The organism is Pseudomonas sp. SIMBA_068, assembly GCF_046534705.1.
Taxonomy (GTDB): Bacteria; Pseudomonadota; Gammaproteobacteria; order Pseudomonadales; family Pseudomonadaceae; genus Aquipseudomonas; species Aquipseudomonas putida.
The window spans coordinates 1-268 of record NZ_JAWRYI010000617.1 but is presented as its reverse complement, the minus strand read 5'-3'; the positions used below and the strand labels follow the sequence as shown (position 1 = coordinate 268).

Below are 268 nucleotides of genomic sequence, written 5' to 3'. Positions count from 1 at the left end.
CACCGCGGCCCGTCAGTTGCGTAAAGAACTGGCCTGATCGGCCAACCCCGCCACCGGAGCACGTCGGCGTGCTCCGGTTTTCTGCTTCCAGCATGGCATCGGGGGCAAGTGGTGCGAGGGCGAGCAAGCAGGTAGCGGAGGCCGGCGCGGCGCATCTGATCCGTATTTTTCTTGCGCATCTGCGTCTGTTATCAGAACAGCCATGGTTTGAAAATGGCGCGCCCGGCCGGCTTTACGGCTGGAGACCGGGCCCGCTGCACCGCATACC

1 protein-coding gene is annotated in these 268 nt (G+C 64.2%); it reads left to right on the top strand.

Annotation, left to right across the window (positions count from 1 at the left end):
• Positions 1-68: 68 nt before the first annotated feature.
• Positions 69-268 (top strand): hypothetical protein (locus tag SB756_RS30675; protein WP_410913316.1); only part of this gene is annotated, 200 nt, incomplete at its 3' end.